This is a genomic window from Paraburkholderia translucens (genome assembly GCF_020881035.1).
GTDB classification, from domain to species: Bacteria; Pseudomonadota; Gammaproteobacteria; order Burkholderiales; family Burkholderiaceae; genus Paraburkholderia; species Paraburkholderia translucens.
Window position 1 is genome coordinate 42,392 of sequence record NZ_JAJITC010000012.1, and the last position, 17,675, is coordinate 60,066.

Consider the following 17,675-nt stretch of genomic DNA (forward strand, 5'->3'; position numbering starts at 1 on the left):
ATCATGACATGAAGCGCGCGAGGCGGGCTTCGGCCCACATGCCCGCACGCGAGGTCAGTTCGACCAGCGCGAGGTAGCACACGCACAGCACCAGCAGGGTTTCGACGAAAGCGAAGGTGGCCGAGCCGATGCCGGTCAGCACGAACGTCAGCTCGGGCACGGTGACGATCGACAGTACGGCCGTTTCCTTGCTCAGCACGATGATCAGATTGGTCAGCGCGGGCACGATCAGTACCAGCATTTGCGGCGCCTGGATGCGCAAAATCGCCTGCCAGCGCGTGAGTCCGAGACACGACGCCGCTTCGAGATGGCCTTTCGGCACCGACTGGAAGCCGGAGCGGAACGCTTCGGCGAAATACGCGCTGCCATAAAGGCCGAGGCCGACGATGCCCGCTGTTAGCGGTTCGAGCGTCAGGCCGATCGACGGGCCGCCGTAGTACAGCAGAAACAGTTGCACGAGAAACGGCGTGCCGCGCAGCAGTTCGATATAGACGCGCAGCACGGCGCGCAGCCAGCGTCCGCAGAACAGTTGCAGCACCGCGATCAGGAAGCCGATCACGAGACCGATCGCGACGCCCCCGGCCCACGTGCCGAGCGTCGTCGCGAGACCGGCGGCGATCGGCTGCAGGTTGTGCGTGATGACGGTCGGGTCGAACCTTTGCATGGCGGAGTGGGCGTGTGCTGGAGATCGGTCAGGCGTGCTGCAAACGGTGCTCGGCCGCATGCGCGAGGAGCGCGAGCGAACCGCAGATCGCGAAGTAGATGAGCCCGGCCGCGACATACGCTTCGAGCGGCCGGTAAGTGCTCGCGGCGATGTTCTGCGCGGTGCGCGTCAGCTCGGCGACGCCGACCACCGAGATCAGCGAGGAAGCCTTGATCAGCAGCACCATTTCATTGACGAGCGACGGCAGCGTCAAACGGAAAGCCTGCGGCACCAGAATGCGCCGCAGCGTATCGAACGACGATAGACCGAGCATGCGCGCGGCTTCGAGATGTCCGGGCGGAATGCTGAGAAAACCGCCGCGCAGAATCTCGGCGATATACGCGGCCGAGCACAACGACACCGTGCTGATCGCGGCGACGATCGGCGACACGTTGATGCCCGCGAACGGCAGCAGGTAGTACACGAGCAGCAACTGCACGAGCATCGGCACGCCGCGAAAGAAAAACACGTAGGCGCCGCCTGCGAGACGCGCGGCGCGATGCCGCGACAGCCGCGCGGTGCATACGCCGATGCCGACGAAAAAGCCGATCACGAGCCCCGTCAGCGAAATGCCGACGGTGGCGAGCGCCGCATGCAGCAACAGCGGCAGGCCCTGAACGAAGACGGTCGTGTTGAACATGGATCGTGGCCCCTGGAGCGGGGAGGGCGACGCGCGCTGCGCGATGGCGAAACTAACGCGCAGCGTGTGACGCCTGCATCAAGGACGCTCAGTAGTTCGGCGTAGGCTGCGTGGCCGGCATCTCCATCGCGACGCCGAACCACTTCTTCTGCAACGTGGCGAGGCGGCCGTCCTTCTGCATCTTCACGAGCGCGGCATCGAACGCATCGGCGAGCGGCTTGCTGTCGGCGTCCTTACGCAATGCATACGCGAAGTACACCTTCGCCCCGAACGGCGGCTGCACGACCGCGAACATCTCGGGGCGTTGCTTCGCGACATACGCGATGTTGGTCATCGAGTTCGCGACCGCGGTGATGCGGCCCGCAGCGAGGTCCGCGTAAGCCTGATTGTTGTCGACGTACTCGCGGATTTCAGGCTGCTTCGGCAGCGTGGCCGCGTAGCTCTTCAACTGATCGAGCTGCGCGCTGCCCTTGCCCGCGCCGACCGCTTTGCCCGCGATATCCGCCGATTGTTTGATCGACGCATCGTTCGCGCGCTTGAGCAGCGCGTCGGTCGCATCGGCGATGGGCAGCGTGTACGTGTATCGCTCCATGCGCGCCTTCGTGACCGTCAGCGGGCCGCCCACCATGTCGAACTTGCCCGCTTCGAGACCGGGCAGCACGCTTGGCCACGGCAGATCGATGAAGCGCACCTTGACGCCGATTTCCTTGCCGACCTCCGCGAACAGGTCCTTGTTGAAGCCGGCCTGCTGACCGTTCTCGAGGAAATCGAACGGCGCGAACTGCATTTCGGTGCCGACCACCAGTTCGCCGGCTTTCTTCACTTTGGCGAGCTGGTCTTCAGCCTGGGCGGCAACGCTTGCCGCGCACAGCGCCAGCATGACCAGACGGCACTTCCAGCCTGCAAGGATACGCATGGGGTTCTCCGGGGCGAATGTGGATTGGTTGCCGGGTGTTGAAGTCTCTGTGCGGAACCCGCCGTGCCGGCTGCGCGTCGCGGTCCGTGCAGGGCAGTATATACCGCGCTTCCGGCGGAAAATAAATGCTCGCGCGGGGAGAAAAAAGCCCTGAATTCAAGGTGTGCAAAGCAACTTGCGGCGATGCTTTTGGCGGTATATACAACTGCAATGCCGATGCTTGAAGGAGCAGCGCGATGCCCGTGACCCGCATTCCGATCATCGATTTCTCCGGCGTACGCGCGGGCGACCCCCACGCCCTGCGACGCGTCGCGAGGGAGATTCATGAAGCGTGTACGACGAGCGGCTTTTTTTACATCGTCAATCACGGCGTAGCGCAAGCGACGATCGATGCCGCCGCGCAGGCCGCGCGCACGTTCTTCGCGTTTCCGGCCGAGACCAAGCGACGCGCGGCGGTCAATCATCGGCATCGCGGCTTCAATGCGCTCGGCGACGCGACGATGTACCAGGCGAAGCGCCCCGATTACAAGGAATTCTTCAGCATCGGCCTCGAACTGCCGGAAGACGATCCCGACGTGCTGGCCGGGCAAGCACTGCGCGGGCCGAACAACTGGCCGGACTTCATGCCCGAGCTTAGGCCGGTGCTGTATGACTATTACGAGGCGGTCGGGGCGTGCGGTGCCGATCTGCTGCGCGCTGTCGCCGTGAGCCTCGGCATCGACGCGGATTTCTTCGCGTCGCGCTATACCAAGCGCATGCAACGCACGCAGATGGTCTATTACCCGCCGCAGCCGCCGCAATCGGATGAAGATCAGTTCGGCGTCGCGCCGCATACCGACTACGGCTGCATCACGCTGCTGTGGCAGGATCAGGTCGGCGGCCTGCAGGTGCGCGAGATCGCCAACGATACGTGGATCGATGCGCCGCCTGTCGAAGGGAGCTTCGTCGTCAATGTGGGCGATCTGCTCGCGCGCTGGACCAATGACCGCTTCCGCTCGACGCTGCATCGTGTGATCAATGCGTCGGGGCGCGAGCGCTATTCGATCGCGACGTTCTACGATCCAACCTATGGCGCGCTCGTCGATCCGCGCGAGCTTGGCGCGAGCGATGCGCACAGCAAATATCGGCCGGTCGCCGCGGGCGATTATATTCTCGGCCGCATCAACGATTCGATGGGCTATCGCAAGAAACTCGCCGCTACGGCACCGTCAGGAACCCCCGCATGACAGAGCACGGCATCACCGAATCTGGAACGACAACGACCGCGCCGCTCGCGACGACCCTCGACGCCTTGCGCGCCGCGCTCGGCGCCGACGCGGTGCGCGTCGGTGAACAGATCAGCGAACACGCGATGACCGACTGGACGCGTCACGAGCCGACGCGTCCGGCGGCGCTGCTGTTGCCGTGCACGACCGGGGAAGTATCGCGCGCGCTCGCGATCTGCCACGCCGCGCGTCAGCCGGTGGTGCCGCAAGGCGGCATGACCGGACTCGCGGGCGGCGCGATCGCGCGTGCCACCGATATCGCGTTGTCGCTTGAACGACTGGCCGGCGTCGAAGAACTCGACGCCGCGTCGGCCACGCTGACCGTGCGCGCCGGCACCACCTTGCAGACCGCACAGGAAGCCGCCGAAGCTGCGGGCTTCGAACTTGCGCTCGATCTCGGCGCGCGCGGCTCGTGTCAGATCGGCGGCAATCTCGCCACCAACGCGGGCGGTAATCGCGTGATTCAGTCCGGCACCGCGCGCGATCAGGTGCTTGGGCTCGAAGTGGTGCTTGCCAATGGCGATGTGCTCAGTTCGCTCGGCAAGATGGTCAAGAACAATACCGGCTATGACCTGAAGCACTGGTTCATCGGTTCGGAAGGCACGCTCGGCGTGATCACGCGTGCGGTGTTGCGGCTGCATCCGCGACGTGCGACGCGCCACACGGCGCTCGTTGCGCTCGACCATTACGATGCCGCGGTGAGCCTGCTACGCCGCCTCGCGACGCGTTTCGGCAACGACATCGGTGCGTTCGAGATCATGTGGCCGGACTTCTACGACTTCGGCGTGAAGCTGACGGGCACGCGCTCGCCATTCGAGGCCGCTCATCCGCTCTATGCGTTGATCGAGCACGCGGGCTTCGATGCGGATGACGCTGGAGAACGCTTCGCGCGAGTGTTGACCGATGCGCTCGAAGCGGGCGCGCTGCGCGACGCGGTGATCGCGCAGTCGGTCGGCGATGCGCGCGCACTGTGGGCGATTCGCGAGTGCACAGCGGAGTTTCCGCTCAAGCTCGATCCGATCAACTTCGACGTGAGTCTGCCGATCGGCGAGATCGGCGCATTCGTCGATCGTTGCCGCGCGGCACTCGATCAGCGCTGGCCCGGCAACGAAGCGTATTTCTTCGGGCATATCGGCGATTCGAATCTGCATTTGACCGTTGATGGCCGTTCGGTTCCGGGTGTCGATCATCATGCGGTCTATGCGTTCGTCTACGAGATGCTGAGGCCGTTGCGCGGGTCGGTGTCGGCGGAGCATGGCATCGGTTCGCTCAAGCGCGAGTTTCTGCCGATTTCGCGCTCGCCGGCCGAGCTTGCTGCGATGATCGCGATCAAGCGTGCGCTCGATCCGCACGGTATTTTGAATCCGGGGAAGCTGTTCTGACTCTGGCTGAGGCGGCGCCCGCCAATCATCCAGATTTGACAATGATTTTCAGGGCGGTTGGCGGAGCTACCCATCAAATGACCCGCCAAAAATATAAGTGCAAATGGCGCCGACAAGAAGCCGACTCGCAACGGTCGGCGTTTCGTATAGGCCGGACGGGACATTAATCGGCGGGAGGTTGGGGGCATCCAGGTCGTAGGCTCCTTTGCTGGTCTGGAGGCAGGAGCGGCCATCGTCGCGCGTGATCCTGCATCGTCGCCCCGCTCGAACGGCTGCGCGTCTCCCGGCAGTGTCAAACCGTCGCCTTCTTCGCCGGCGGGTGCCCCTCGTTCCTTGATGCGAGCAATACGGTCGTGGGGCTTAAAAATCGCTTCGGATGTAGGGGCGAACTGCACTAACAACGATCTCCTTACAAGTTAAGCGGATATCGAGTCCGATATCGGGTTCAAGGTCGAATCGGATCAAATCATCGGGCAAGTCGGATAAAGAAATCTCCATAACCGAGGCCTCCTCGAGCATGGCATTTACGTCGATTTCCGAAACTCGAATATCCAGGAGATCTAACACGACCAGATAATCCGGACCTCCATCAGCGCGGGGAGCCGCGTAGCGGTTGTGCAGCACCTCGAGCTGGAGATCAAGTAAGTAGCGCACGCGGCCAGCCGGTAGCGGTTTCGAGTCCACGCCTTCGAATGAACGGCGTTTTCTCTGCAGAGAGAAGGTCGTCACAGCCGAGTCGTGAAAGGATGGGTAACCTCCAAAAATCTTAACGAGCAGGTCACTGTTTCTCGCCAGTTCCCAGCCCCACGTTTTGTTTTCGGTGCTCATTGTGTGCCCCCTCGCAATACGTTCTATCTGCAGTTGATCGATGACATTGGAAGATGAGCGTCATCCCTCATTCCGGCGTCAAAATTATGGCCATGTGCTTCCCCGTGACTCTCGTGGTGTTGGGCGCAAAGGTCGCCGTTCGAATCGAAGTAATCTACGTCAAGGCCATTCGGGTTGATGCGGTATCCGCCCGGATCGTTGCCTGTCATGCGAACCCCACGAGCGGCGATGTCCACTGTATCGCCCCCGAGGGTGTCCGGCGTGTACTCGAAGGGCTGCGCATCGGCGAGGGGTGTGGCAACAGGCGTCGCGATAGTGCCATCGGGCAGTACGTCGCCGGGTTTGGCAAACCATATCGCAAGGCCATCGTCGGCGGGAAGCCGTATCCGTGCAGGGGCGGACGCTCCGATGCGCGTCACAAGCCCCCGGCCGTAGTAGCCCGCCCAATAGCCGCTGCGGGTCTCGGTCCGCTCGTTGGGCGACGCACCCAATAGCTCGGTCATCTCCGCTTCGAGCACTTCCTGCAGCGCATCCTTCATGAGCGCCTTCATCAGGTCCCGGTCGCCGGCAACCAGCGCTCCCGCTGGCGGCCGGTTCGTACTACGCTTGGTCGTGGCCATGGCGTAAGCCCTCCCGAGGGCAGGTTGACGAACTGGACATTCATCAACTTACACCACGGCCACCCTATCCTTGAGCACTCTTCATGCCTTCAGACTTTCTGCACATCTCTCGGAACACTAGCTATCTGCACATTGTTCTGACTGCACCAAAGCATTGATCTGCTGGTCGAAACCGGCGTTATCCAGTCTGTCCATCCATACCACGTTGTGCAATTCCTACGTGAACCAATATTGGCGTTCGTTGACATTGGGACTGCAGAATCATCCATCGCCCATTCCCTGTCCCTATAGTCGCCTGCTAGGTTGGCTATCCCCCAACAGCTACAGAGGAATACGGAATGTCGTATCAACAGGATTTGGACGGCGTGCGCGTTGTGCTCAGTGCGCCGCAGCTCGCCGCGGTGCTCACCCGTGAGTCGATCAGCCAGACGGAAATGCTTTCGAACCGGCTATGGGGCGGGTTGCGACTCGTCGGCGGCCTGCTGGAAATGGTCGGAGCCGGGGCGCTGTGTGTGATGCCGGAACCAACGATGGCGAGCAAGGCCGGGTGTATTGTGTTCGGCGCACATGGTTCTGACTCGGCAGCGGCGGGTCTGCGTCAGGTCTGGACAGGGCGCGATACGGCCACCCTCACCCAGCAGGGTACGACGAAGCTGGCCGAGGCGATCAATGTCAGCTCCGATATGGCCGACAAGATCGGCCTGTCGCTCGATATGGTCGTGCCGTTCGGTTTCGCCGGCTCGATCAAGGCTGCACGCGTGGCCGGTATCACCATGGGCCGGATCAACCTGATAGATCACGAAGCGAAGGCCGGAAGCCGGATTGGTGGGCATACAATAGAGAAACACGTCGGACGGACTGAAGCACAATTGCGGGAGCGATTGGCCAGCGAGACCGACAGGAAAGTAATCTCATCATTCTCTGATCTGCGATCTGCCGAATGGGCTATTTCCGACCTCATGCAGGCTAACGCCATACAAATCAGAACATGGTCTCAATCATTGCCGAACTACCCGCTCGTTCTCAATGGCCATGTTGGCCGAAACGTGGGATACGGCGTTATTCGTGCGACCGGCAAGCTGGTTCCCATGAACCGGGTGCGAGTTACCCTTAAACACAAGCCCTATAATGGCATGCCGTATTTCATCTTGACCGCCTATCTGGAGCCATAATGATGGGAGAAATCGAATATCCCAATTTGCGATTGCTTTTCGATGGGTATTTGAACCAGGACTACGATCTGCATGGTGAGACATATGCCGATGTCGTGCGTGCTTACCGTTCCGAAATAGACGAAGGTATGCGGCTCGAAGCAATCGCGGAAATAGAGAGATTTCAGGCTCAGCACCGGCTGGATCTGGCGAGCGCATTTGAATCGAACTTCGAGCGTGAGCTTTCCATTACATCGCGTGACTATACGGCTCAATCATTCCTTGACGAGCTAAAGCGCCTTCTAAGCGAGTAATGGGGCCTGGGGCGGCTTTGTGCCGCCCGGCGCAAGCGAGCGCATCCTCGAACAGACAAAGAATGGAAACGGGCAACGGTCGAAAACTCGGAAAACTGCTCCGCAGCTCCTTCCGGACACAAGAGCTCCGGCAGCGCGCGCAACTGGTCAACGCGAACGACAGCGGCCGTAACAGAAACGAGCTGCTTCATTGTGCCGACACGGAATCGAGCCCAGTCGCCCGAACCACCTCCTGCGCGCCCGGTGACACCAGATATTCGAGCAGCGCCTTTGCTTCCCGCGGATGCGGCGCGTTGACCGGAATCCCTGCGGCGAAGCGCGTGACCGATTGCACCGACTCCGGAATCCTGCCGACGAACGTCACCCCCTTCACCGGCAGCAACTCGCTGACCTGCTGGAAGCCGATCTCATACTCGCCGCTCGCCACGACCGAGGCGACCGGAATCTTCGGCACCATCTTCGCTTTCGGGCCGGCCTGATCTTCGATGCCGAGCCGCTTGAACAACTCGCGCTGAATATAGACGCCGCTCGCGCTGTCCGAGTAAGCAATCGACTTCGCATGCAACAGCACGTCCTTCAGGCCCTCGACGGTGCTGATGTCGGGCTTAGGCGCGCCCTCGCGCACCACCATGCCGATGCGCGAATCGGCGAGCTCCACGCGCGAACCGGGCATGACCTTGCCCTGCTTGATGAGATCGTCGAGCGCATAGCCGACCATGATCACGACGTCCGCGGATTCGCCGCGCGCAAGCCGGTTCGGAATCGCTTCCGGCGATCGACCCATCGACGGCCCGAGGATCGTGTCGAGCGTGTTGCCGGTCGAGGCAGCGAACTGCGGCCCAAGCTGTTTATACGCGGCGGTGAAGCCTCCCGAAGTCATCACGCGAAGTTCGGCTGCCTCTACCTGCGTGGCGGCGACGCCGTTGGCGAGCAGCCCGGCGGTGAGCAAGGCCAGAAAGAATCTTTTCATCGGTATGGGTGCCGGAGTGGTAAGGGGTGAGTGCGCCACCGCAACCATACCCGAATGACGGCGCGACGAGAACCCGTCACGCGCGGATAACGCGTGAAGCGTCGGCAACGCCCCGCCGTCAATGCGCGTTCAGATAGTCGACGATCAGCGGATAGACATCGAGCGCCGCGTTCTTGCCGAAGATGCAGTCGATATGCCCATAGCCGGGGATCAGATGCCGCTCGTACGGCTGCTCGGGGAAGTGCTCACGCAGCAAGGCGTAAGTGAGCGCAGTGCTGACCGGCAGATAGGTTTCGTTCTTTTCGCCGTGAATGAATCCGATCGGCAGACGCATGCCCTCGAGTCCTTTCGTGCCGTTCGCGCCAGTCAGATACACGTCATCACCGCGCGCATCGACGACCTTGCCCGCGCGCACCATCGTCGCAAGGTGCTGGAAGACAGACATGTCGTGAATGCCGAACAGTTCCTGCAGGTTCGAATGCAACGTCTGGTTCAGCTTGTCGTGCTCGTAGAGCAGGCCATAGAGGAACGTCGCGCGATCACAGATCGGATTGCCGCAGCCTTCCGCGTGATCGAGCGGATAGAGGCGCAGCGCCTCGTCGAGCAGGTTGGCGGGCCACGAGTCTTCCTGCGTATAGGCTGTGAGGTCGCGCACGCGCAGATGCTGCATCAGGTCGGGAATATGCAAGCCGGCCTTGATGCGTTGCAACGTGCCCGGTACCGGATGCGCGGACACCTGTGAAATCACCGCCGAGCGCACGCCGTCGAGTCCATGCAGCAGCGACATGGTGAGCGCGAGGCCGCCCAGGCAGTGGCCGAGCACCTGGATCTGCGGCACACCGGTCAGCTCGCGAATCTTCGCGACCGCGGCGGGAATGTCCTCGCGCGCGACCTTGTCGACGTTGGTCGGCACCAGCACGGTAGGCAGTTCTATGCTCACGCGCAAATCGACGAGCCACACGTCGTAGCCGCAGGCGTAAAGATATTCGACGAGGTTGGTCGGCGTCAGATCGGTCGAGAAGATGCGGCTCGATACGCCCGATCCGTGGATCAGCAGAATCGGCTTCGAGGCTTTGCCGGCGCCCGGATCGAAGTAGCGCGTGAGCTTGAGCCGCGTGCGGTCGGGCGTGTCGAAGTACGTGACTTGCGGCGCCGGCGCGCGCAACATGCGTTTCGCTCGCGGCGGCGTGTGCGGATCGTAAAACTGCAGCGGCGCGGCCACGCCGCCGTATTCGGCGTACAGCACGCCCGCGAAGAACTTGCCGAACTTCAGCGTCCATTCGAGGCGCGTCTTCAGATCGGGTGCATTCGTGACTTCGAGCGTGCGCTGCTCCTTCAGGAAGTTTTCCGGCGTGACGATCAGTGTTGCCGTGCCGGCGACCGGCGCATCGTCCTGCGCCGACGCGCGAATCTCCGTGTACAGCGTATTGGTCTGCTCCCACAGGTTGATCGGCGAGGTCCGCGTAATGATCTTCTTGCCGGTCAGGTACCAGGTTTTGCCTTCGACCGCATCGAGCGTCATGCGGTAGTTCATGTTGCGCTCGTCGACGTCGGACTCGTTGACGACAAACAGGTTGAACGTGCCGTCGCTGATCGTCAGCGGCTGCGCGGAGAGGGCGGGGCAGGTCAGCGTGCCGGCGGTTCGCGCGAGATGATTCGGGTTGCCGAGCATATCGGCGAGATCGTCGGACTCGACCGTCAGCGTGAATTCGATCGGGCTCTTCGCCGCTTCGCCCGCCCCGTTGGGCGTGTAGGTGCCGACCATCGTCTCCGTGAAGCGCAGGCCGATCTTCTGCGCGGGCGGCGCGGCGGCAGTGCCCCGCGATGTGTAATCGATCGTCCAGCCGTGCGCTTTGGCGAGCAACGCGCAACTGCGTTCGGCGAGCGCCGAGATGGTCAGCAGCGGGTTCACGCCGAGCGACATCGGCATCACCGCGCCGTCCATCACATAGAGGCCGTCGTGCACCGCGGCGCCGGCCTTGCCGCTGAACACGCGGCCCTGATGATCCACCACGCCGCGCTCGGCGTCCTCGCCCATCCCGCAGCCACCGAGCGGATGCACGGTCACGGTGCGCCGGCCGGCGATTTTCGTCGAAATCGGATTGCGCAGATATTTGCCGCCGAGCGGCTTGGTCGCCTTGATGAGCACGTCCTCGATGGTCTGGAAGATCGGCTGACGTCCCGCGTTCTTCCATTCGATGCGTGCGCGGCCTTTGTCACCGACCGTGATGCGGCCGTCTTCGTCGTCGTGCGCCATCACGAGGTAGCTTTGCGTGTGATTGAGCGCGCCGTGATAGGGGCCGCGAATCAGGCTTTCGATTGCGCGGCCCTCGTAGGCCATCCTGTCGAGCAGCGACGGCGGCCCGGCCGCATCCACGCCTTCGAGCGGCGCGACCGCGCCGAGCATGCCGACGAGCGCCTCGCCGACCGGCCCGGCCAGCGAACCTTCCTCGATCACATAGCCATTCCCGACGCTTTTCTCGTCGGCGCGATTGTCGATCAGCCCGGTGATGGTGGGACCGACCGGCGGAATCTGCCCTTTCTTGTGCGCGCCCCAGCCGACGCCGTTGATCGTGTCCTTCGTGTTGTACGCGAACGCGAGCACGTCGCCGTTGCCGGTGAAATGCCGGCCGAGCATCTCCGACGTGCTCAAGCCCGCGTCGCGCGAGCGCAGCAGCAGCGCGCTCGAACCGATCGTGCCGGCCGCGACGATGACGATGTCGGCCAGCACGAACAGATCAGGCGCGTCGTAGCTTTCGCGGCCGAGTTTCACGAGTTGGAAGTTGACCTTCCATTGCTGTGTGTCGGCGTCGCGCAGCACCGAATGCACGGCCGTGCCGGTGAAAATCTGCGCGCCGTGCGCGACCGCGTCGGGCAAATAGTTCATGTGCGTCGAGTTCTTCGCGTCGTAGTTGCAACCGGAGTTGCAGTCGCCGCAACCGACACAGCGCTGCTGCTCGACGCCCGCCGCGTTCGGGCCGTCCTTGAATGTGACGGTGATCGGCGGACGGCTGAAGCGCTCCGCCATGCCGAGCGCCCGCGCCGATTTTTCGAGCGCCTGCAGCTTCGGCAGCGGCGGGAAATCGTCGGGCACGGGCGCCGGTGACAGCATTTTCCACGCAAGCGCGTAGCCGTCGTCGCGTCCGGCCTTGTCGGCACGCAGCGCGGCTGGCCAGCGCGGGTCGTCCCATAGGCGTGGATCGGCCTCGAGCGCGACGTTTGCGTTGATCAGCGAGGTGCCGCCGAGCCCGCAGCCCACCACCGCGTTGACGTCCTGGTTGACGTGGACTTCGAGCAGCGCGAGCGGCGAACCGATTTGCGCCTCGGCCGTGTTGTACTGAATCTGCTCAGCGCCCTGCACGGGCGTGCGCGGAAACTCGCCGGCCATGAATTCGCGCCCACGCTCGAGCACGCACACGCGACGGCCCGCGCGCGCCATGCGGCTCGCGGCGATTGCGCCGCCGTAGCCGGACCCTATCACCACCACCTCGTAGTGCCTTTGCAGCGCCGTCGGCGCGCTCGATAAGCGGTTCATCAGGACCACCTCGTCTGGAATCGGATGCGGGGAGTAGAGGCTCGACTTCGGAACAAAGACGGCATGCAGCGGCGGATTTTTTATCGTAGGCGCAATATCGGTGCAAGCAAAGCGGGCGCAAACAAGCGCGCCGTGGATGGCGCGCCTCTTAGGCGTAGCTGGCCGGTTGGTTGTCCGAACTATTACGCGGCCACTTCATTGAATTCACTGTCGCTCGATTCCGCCGCGAGCAGATTCAGCGCCACCAGAATCGCCGCGCGATTGTCGAGGTCGATCGCGATGCCGAGCACGTCGCTGAGCCAGCGGCCGATCTTCGTGTTGGAAAATTCCTCTGCGCCGGCCGTCTTTTTCATCGTGACGCCGAGTTTGACGGCGCGATAGTGATAGGAGGGCACGCGATGCTGAGCCGCGACCGCCGAGAGCCCGCCTTTGCCTTCCGAGCACCAGCCGAGGCTGCCGGCCAGCACGATTCGCTCGGGTTCGTCGAGCCCTTCGATGAACTCGCGCGCCGCACACCGCACGCGCTCTTCGTCGAGGCCGTATTGCAGCAGCACGCTTTGCACCGGGTCTTCGAGCGCGTGCGCGTGCAGATCGATCTCCTGCGCGACGCCCTCGGTTTCCATCGATACGTTGCGCTGATGGCACGCGCTGCGCAGGCAGTCGATCAGATAACGGCGGAAATACGCGCACACTGCGTAACTGTTGGACGGCGCGCTGTCGGCGCAGGCGTTCGTTTCGGTATGACCGGGCGCGAGGCGCAGCACCTTCGCGTAGATGAACTGCGCGACCAGTTCTTCCTTGTCTTCGCCGAGCGCCTGCAATTCGAGCGGGTGATAGGTCCGCAACGCGCGCTTGACCAGTTCGACCATCGAGACCATTTCGTCCGCGGACAGCCGGGTGCGCCTGCGCCACAAATCAGGCAGGACCGCGTCGTCGAGTTGGCGGGCGAACTCGTAGCTCGGGACTGCGCCCATGGAAACCTCCGTCACGGTTGGCGTGTGGCGCGGCGGGCCGCGGCGCGTGAGCCGCGAAGCGGGGGAAAGGCTGCCTGAAATGCCGCGCCGAAATGTGAATGCAGTATGGTTCGCGGCAAGGCCTTCGCCTATATGGATTAAGTGTTAGCTGATGGGTAAACTGCCGGGTAAACCTTCTGACGGAAGAAGACCGGCCATTCGTCTGAAGAGTGGGCATTCGCTGCAGGAGAAGCCGCGCGGGTGCCCGTTTGTCGCCCGGCTCGTCCTGCGGCTTCGCCGGGGCGCCGGCGCCTGGTCAGCGCTTCGTCTCGACGAAGTTGCATGCCCCCGAGGAGACCGCCCCATGCGGGCCGACCCGATCCAGCGTGCCATCGACGAAGACCTCGTGCGGGTGCTCTATGCGCAGGACCCGATCGCGTTCTTTTCGCACTGGTTTTCGATCGCGGTGCTCGTGGCGATCTACTGGCCGCATGTGCCGTACCCGTCGCTATTTATCGCGTGCTTCGTTTTTTATGCCCTCGCCAATTGCGCGGGGCTCGCGCTGTGGATCTGCAATCGCCGCTTTCCGCACCTGGTCTCGCCGCGCGACTGGATTTATCTGCATGCGCTGCGCGGCGTGCTCCTGTATAGCGGACCGGGCTTTGCGGTATGGTTCGCGTTCCAAAGTCCGCAAACCGATCTGCCGCTACTGCATACCGTGATGCTGGTGACGCTCGCGGCCGGCGTGTTCATGTCGAATGGTTTCGATCTTCTCAATTTTTCGACGTCGATTCCGTTCCTGCTGCTGCCATCGATCGTGCTGCATTTCGGCTCGCACACGTTCGATCGCACGATCCTTGCGATCGTGCTCGCGTTCTTCTTCTGCGCGATCAACGTCTACGCGATGAGTTATCGCAAGCTGTTTCGCCAGGTCGTGCAGGCGCGTATCGATCAGCAGTACCTGGCGGAGTCGCTGGCGGCGCAAAAGCGCGTCGCCGAAGAGGCAAGCCTCGCGAAGACGCGCTTTTTCGCAGCGGCCAGCCACGATCTGCGTCAACCGCTCCATGCAATCGGCCTGCTCGCGGCGTCGCTGAACGATCCGGCCGCGACGCCCGCGCAGCAGGCGAAGACCGCCGGGCACATCATCTACAACGTCGAGGCGCTCAATCAGCTCTTCAACCAGGTGCTCGATCTTGCGCGGCTGGAGAGCGGCGTGACCCAGGTGATCCGGTTGCACTTCCGGCTCGCCGAACTGTTCGAGCGGGTCGGCAGCCAGTATCGTCCGCAGGCGGCGGCAAAGGGGCTCGCGCTGCGCATCGCGCCGACTTCGATGATCGTCTACGACGATCCCGTGCTGCTCGAACGCGTGCTGAGCAATCTGCTGTCGAACGCGGTGCGTTATACCGAGCGAGGCGCGATCTGGCTCGGCTTCCGACGCGCGGGGCGGCCGAACGGCGGCTTTATCGAGGTGCGCGATTCGGGCATCGGCATTGCGCCGGAAGAGCACGAACGTATTTTCGAGGAGTTCTATCAGGTGGAGAATCCGCAGCGCGACGCGCGTCAGGGGCATGGGCTCGGGCTGCCGACCGTCAAGCGGCTCGTCGGCCTGCTCGGCAGCGAGTTGCAGTTGCGCTCCGCGCCGGGGCGCGGCTCCGTGTTCCGCTTTGCGGTGCAGGCGGGCGATGCGGGCAGCATCGTCGCGAGTCTGAACGACTCGGTCGCGGGTGGCGCAGCCGCGCAGGGGCGCCGAGTGCTGTGCATCGACGACGAGCCGTCGATACTCGAAGGCCTCACGAGTCTGCTCGCGCGTTGGGGCTGCAGCGTGCGCGGCGCGCGCGACGAAGCCGAGGCGCTCGCCGCGCTCGCGGACGGTTTCGTGCCCGACGCGGTGCTATGTGATTACCAGCTCGCGCATCACCGCACCGGCGCGGAGGCGCTCAGCGCGATGCGCGGCGCGCTCGGGCGCGCAGGACATGGCCATGTGGTGACGCTGCTGATCACCGGCGATATGGCATCGCCGGAACTGGAGGCGCTCGCGTTGCAGGGGATTCCGGTGCTGCACAAGCCGGTGACGCCGGCGCGCTTGCGGCGCACGCTGGAAATGCTGTGGCAGCAGGCGGAACTCGACAAGGGGCGAGCGGCGGGCGTGGCGGTATCGGGGGAGGGGGCGGCAGAGGCTGACCCCGTGCATTCGCCCGCCGCGGCCGGCTTTCAGCCAACTGAAGCGGGCTCTGCGGCGCAACCGGCTACAACGTCTTCCCACCCTCCAGCCATCCGTTGATTACCGCGATCGCCGTCGACCGGTTATGCACGCCGAGCGCCCGAAAGATCACCGACAAATGCACTTTGACCGTGCCTTCGGCCACGCCGAGGTCGCGCGCGATCATCTTGTTGGTCCAGCCGCGATGCACGAGCCGCATGATGTCCTGCTGCCGCGGCGAGAGGTTCTCGAGCAGATGTTGCTGATGCGGCTGCAGCGACGGCAACTGCGTGACCGGTGTGGTCTGCGCGGCTGTGCTCTCGCCCGGCGCGCAGGCCGCTTGCACGGTGGCGCCCGGAGGTGGCACAGCAGTTGAACCGCTCGCATCGGCTGCCGCGCGTCCTGTCGCCTGGGCCTCGCGCGAGCCGAGCAGACTCAACGCCTCCATCGGCACGTAAGCGCCGCCGGACAGCACCAGCTCGATCGCCTTCAACATCACGCTGGCGGGCTGGCGCTTCGGTACGAAGCCGAGCGCGCCGGCCGCGAGCACTGCGCGCATCTCGTCGGGCGATTCCTCCGCGGACAGCACCACGACCGGGAGCGCCGGATTCGCCTTCAGCAGTGTTTCGAGCGATGTCGCGCCGCTCATACCCGGCATATGCAGATCGACGATCGCCAGATCGTGATTCGCGTCGGGCCGCGCGGCGGTCGCAAGGGTTTCCCAACTATCGGCTTCGTCGAACTGGGCATCGGGGTCGAAGCCGCGCAGCATGCCTTTGACGCCTTGCCGGATCAGTTCATGGTCGTCGGCTACAAGAAACTTCATGATGTCTCCGCGAGTCGAGCCTGTCCGTTGTGGGCCGCCGGCCTCGTTCGATGCGCTTCGTGATGTTAAGGCAGGTCTCCCGCGCATAGGTTCCGGCTTGCTACGTAGACGAGCCGCGCGGCCCGTTTTTTAAGCGCTTGCGCGCACGATCCGGCACGTCATGACCGGCGGATCGATGCAGGTTCGCACGTCGCTATGTGACCGCAAACAACGTGGCGTTCATCAGAAGCTTGAACGCGAAACCGAGCGACATCGCCGCGGCCACGCCGAAGCACCATAGCGCGATGAACCAGAGCCAGCCCGGCAGTTTGCGGCCGGGCGATCCGGCGGCCGCTGCGGGAGCGCCTTGGCTTTCAGTGGTAGTGATGTTGGTCGTCATGACGCACCTTGCCTCGAAAGACCCAGTAACCCATCGTCGTGTACGCGACGATGATCGGCAGGATCACCGCTGCGCCGGCCAGCGTGAAGGTCTGGCTCGTGCGCGGCGCGGCGGCATCCCATAGCGTGATGGTCGACGGGATCGCATACGGCCACAGGCTCACGAGCAGCCCGAGATAGCCGAGCAGCACGAGCGCCAGCGCGAGCACGAATGGGGTGTTGTGATGGCGCGCGTGCACCGCGCGATGCATGAAGAATGCGCAGATCGCAACGAGGAACGGTACCGGCAGCAGACGGTAGAAGATCCCATCGTGGAACCAGCGTTGCGCGATGCCCGCGTCCATCAGCGGCGTCCACAGACTGACCGCCACGATGAAGCCGAGCAGCACCAGGGTCAGCGGCCAGACGACGCGATGCAGGCGCCGCTGCAGATCGCCCTCGGTCTTCGCGATCAGCCAGCAGCAGCCGAGCAGCGCATAAGTGGCGACGAGCCCGAGGCCCGTCAGCAGGCTGAACGGCGTGAGCCAGCCGAACGCAGCGCCGGCATACGCGCCCTCGGCGACCGGAATGCCTTGCAGGAACGCGCCGAGCGCGATGCCCTGGAAGAACGCCGCGCCTGCCGAGCCGCCGATGAACGCGAGGTCCCACAGATGCTTCGTGCGACGTGCCTTCGCGCGAATTTCGAACGACACGCCGCGAAAGATCAGGCATACGAGCATGAACACGAGCGGCAGATAGAGCGCCGACAGCACGGTCGAGTAGACGACCGGGAACACCGCGAACAGCGCGGCGCCGCCGAGCACGAGCCAGGTTTCGTTGCCGTCCCACACCGGCGCGACCGTGTTCATCATCAGGTCGCGTTCCTTTTCGTCGGGGAAGAACGGAAAGACGATGCCGATGCCAAGATCGAAGCCATCGAGCACCACGTACATGAAAAGGCCCAGCGCGATGATTGCGGCCCATACGACGGTTACGTCCATGTTCTTTCTCTTGA

At 63.5% G+C, this 17,675-nt stretch carries 16 protein-coding genes; 5 read left to right on the forward strand and 11 right to left on the reverse strand.

What is annotated here, in order from left to right:
- Position 1: 1 nt before the first annotated feature.
- From LJ655_RS21235 to LJ655_RS21245, 3 genes are all read right to left on the reverse strand, one after another.
- Positions 2–664 (reverse strand): amino acid ABC transporter permease, encoded by a 663-nt coding sequence (locus tag LJ655_RS21235; RefSeq protein WP_230563186.1) that lies wholly within the window; start codon positions 662–664, stop codon positions 2–4.
- Positions 665–692: 28 nt separating this feature from the next.
- A complete protein-coding gene (locus tag LJ655_RS21240) occupies positions 693–1,343 on the reverse strand; it encodes an amino acid ABC transporter permease (protein WP_230563187.1) in 651 nt (216 codons plus the stop codon).
- Positions 1,344–1,431: 88 nt separating this feature from the next.
- Positions 1,432–2,259, reverse strand: a complete 828-nt coding sequence (locus LJ655_RS21245; RefSeq protein WP_230563188.1) for a transporter substrate-binding domain-containing protein — start codon at positions 2,257–2,259, stop codon at positions 1,432–1,434.
- Between the two features lie 236 nt (positions 2,260–2,495).
- Here LJ655_RS21245 and LJ655_RS21250 point away from each other — a divergent pair, with 236 nt between their 5' ends.
- Positions 2,496–3,485, forward strand: coding sequence for an isopenicillin N synthase family dioxygenase (locus tag LJ655_RS21250; protein WP_230563189.1), 990 nt, complete (start codon positions 2,496–2,498; stop codon positions 3,483–3,485).
- The gene (locus LJ655_RS21255) at positions 3,482–4,906 is read left to right on the forward strand and encodes an FAD-binding oxidoreductase (protein WP_230563190.1); all 1,425 of its coding nucleotides are present in this window, start codon (positions 3,482–3,484) and stop codon (positions 4,904–4,906) included. The genes LJ655_RS21250 and LJ655_RS21255 overlap by 4 nt, the downstream gene beginning before the upstream one ends.
- Before the next feature lie 360 nt (positions 4,907–5,266).
- On the opposite strand, the gene LJ655_RS21260 is transcribed toward LJ655_RS21255, so the two are convergent.
- Positions 5,267–5,734: an Imm50 family immunity protein gene (locus LJ655_RS21260; protein ID WP_230563191.1), complete on the reverse strand. Its 468-nt coding sequence runs from the start codon at positions 5,732–5,734 to the stop codon at positions 5,267–5,269.
- Between the two features lie 23 nt (positions 5,735–5,757).
- Positions 5,758–6,354: a transposase gene (locus tag LJ655_RS30390; RefSeq protein ID WP_425605826.1), complete on the reverse strand. Its 597-nt coding sequence runs from the start codon at positions 6,352–6,354 to the stop codon at positions 5,758–5,760.
- 338 nt (positions 6,355–6,692) lie between these two features.
- On the opposite strand from LJ655_RS30390, the gene LJ655_RS21270 reads away from it, so the two are divergent.
- Together LJ655_RS21270 and LJ655_RS21275 are read left to right on the forward strand one after the other, a co-directional pair.
- Positions 6,693–7,526, forward strand: coding sequence for an RNase A-like domain-containing protein (locus tag LJ655_RS21270; protein ID WP_230563192.1), 834 nt, complete (start codon positions 6,693–6,695; stop codon positions 7,524–7,526).
- Positions 7,526–7,819: a contact-dependent growth inhibition system immunity protein gene (locus LJ655_RS21275; protein WP_230563193.1), complete on the forward strand. Its 294-nt coding sequence runs from the start codon at positions 7,526–7,528 to the stop codon at positions 7,817–7,819. The genes LJ655_RS21270 and LJ655_RS21275 overlap by 1 nt, the downstream gene beginning before the upstream one ends.
- Before the next feature lie 187 nt (positions 7,820–8,006).
- On the opposite strand, the gene LJ655_RS21280 is transcribed toward LJ655_RS21275, so the two are convergent.
- From LJ655_RS21280 to LJ655_RS21290, 3 genes are all read right to left on the reverse strand, one after another.
- On the reverse strand, positions 8,007–8,789 hold the full coding sequence (locus LJ655_RS21280; RefSeq protein ID WP_230563194.1) for a substrate-binding domain-containing protein: 783 nt from the start codon (positions 8,787–8,789) through the stop codon (positions 8,007–8,009).
- A gap of 118 nt (positions 8,790–8,907) precedes the next feature.
- Positions 8,908–12,324, reverse strand: coding sequence for an alpha/beta fold hydrolase (locus LJ655_RS21285; protein WP_230563195.1), 3,417 nt, complete (start codon positions 12,322–12,324; stop codon positions 8,908–8,910).
- A gap of 182 nt (positions 12,325–12,506) precedes the next feature.
- Entirely contained in the window at positions 12,507–13,298 is a 792-nt protein-coding gene (locus LJ655_RS21290) for a hypothetical protein (RefSeq protein WP_230563196.1), read from the reverse strand.
- Between the two features lie 343 nt (positions 13,299–13,641).
- Here LJ655_RS21290 and LJ655_RS21295 point away from each other — a divergent pair, with 343 nt between their 5' ends.
- Positions 13,642–15,558, forward strand: a complete 1,917-nt coding sequence (locus tag LJ655_RS21295; protein WP_230563197.1) for an ATP-binding response regulator — start codon at positions 13,642–13,644, stop codon at positions 15,556–15,558.
- Here the strand turns inward: LJ655_RS21295 and LJ655_RS21300 are convergent.
- The 3 genes from LJ655_RS21300 to cydB all read right to left on the reverse strand — a co-directional run bounded on the left by LJ655_RS21300 (position 15,524) and on the right by cydB (position 17,661).
- Positions 15,524–16,303, reverse strand: a complete 780-nt coding sequence (locus LJ655_RS21300) for a response regulator transcription factor (RefSeq protein ID WP_230563198.1) — start codon at positions 16,301–16,303, stop codon at positions 15,524–15,526. The two genes, LJ655_RS21295 and LJ655_RS21300, sit on opposite strands and share 35 nt — an antisense overlap.
- A 193-nt stretch (positions 16,304–16,496) precedes the next feature.
- Entirely contained in the window at positions 16,497–16,682 is a 186-nt protein-coding gene (locus LJ655_RS21305) for a hypothetical protein (protein ID WP_230563199.1), read from the reverse strand.
- The gene (gene cydB / locus LJ655_RS21310; protein ID WP_230563200.1) at positions 16,657–17,661 is read right to left on the reverse strand and encodes a cytochrome d ubiquinol oxidase subunit II; all 1,005 of its coding nucleotides are present in this window, start codon (positions 17,659–17,661) and stop codon (positions 16,657–16,659) included. Before cydB ends, LJ655_RS21305 begins: the two co-directional genes overlap by 26 nt.
- Positions 17,662–17,675 lie beyond the last annotated feature (14 nt).